At 27.9% G+C, this 922-nt stretch carries 2 protein-coding genes; both read right to left on the bottom strand.

What is annotated here, in order from left to right; translation table 11 throughout:
* Nucleotides 1-729: ATP-grasp domain-containing protein (locus AMN78_RS01515; RefSeq protein WP_075533847.1), on the bottom strand; the 729-nt coding region annotated here is incomplete at its 3' end.
* Nucleotides 730-733: 4 nt separating this feature from the next.
* Nucleotides 734-922: AIR carboxylase family protein (locus AMN78_RS01510; RefSeq protein ID WP_143323156.1), on the bottom strand; the 189-nt coding region annotated here is incomplete at its 5' end.

Here is a 922-nt window from a genome sequence, read left to right as displayed (position 1 = left end):
CATTGTTCCAATGTAATCTAATTTATTTGCAATTAACTCAGCGCTATCTTGAGCTTTTTTGAAAATACTGGGTTTTATATCAGCTGGAATTTTGGAGTATTTTAAAATTTGGTCTTTGTGAGTATTTTCTATTGGTTCATAAATATAAATTTCTTTGTTTTTAAATCTTGTAACAATTACAGAAATTTCTTTTTTTAAATTTACTCTTTTTTCTAATATGTAATCTGCTGTAAAACACCAATCTTTTTTTACATCATCTAGGGTATTTAAAACATACTGGCCATGGCCGTCATAACCTAACGTGTTTGTCTTTAAAATCCCTGGTAATAAATTTTTGTTTTGTTGAACATCTTTGGCGGTCTTTATAAATGCCCACTTTGTAGTTTTAATACCAAGATTATTTACAAACGTTTTTTCTAATTGTCTGTTTTGAATAATCTTATTAATTTCAGGTTTGGGTAAAACTTTTTTTTCTTTATCTATCTCTTTTAAAATACTTATAGGAATATTTTCAAATTCATAAGTTATGATATCTACTCCATTTATGAATTCTTTAATCTTATTTTTGTCATCATATTTTGAGTAAATAAATTTATCTGAATAGTTTTGTGCTGGACCATTTTCATCATCTGATATTACTATAGTCTTTATATTAAGTTTTTTTGCAGCCTGACATAGTAAAGAACCAAGTTGACCTGAACCAATGATTCCTAGGACTCTTATTGACATTTTACTAAGGTTTTTTTTTAATAGATTTAGTTTGTAACCGTTTCCATTTTTCTAAATTTGATTTGATTTTTTCATCAAAATTTCCAATGATTGAAGCTGCAAGTAAACCAGCATTCATTGATCCATTTATAGCCATTGTAGCTACGGGACAACCTCGTGGCATTTGCACTATAGATAACAAGCTATCTAAACC

The sequence above is a fragment of the Candidatus Pelagibacter communis genome, from assembly GCF_001179945.1.
Classification (GTDB): domain Bacteria; phylum Pseudomonadota; class Alphaproteobacteria; order Pelagibacterales; family Pelagibacteraceae; genus Pelagilacustribacter; species Pelagilacustribacter ubique_A.
Note: the sequence above shows the minus strand (reverse complement) of the source record. Positions and strands in the feature narration are given on the sequence as shown.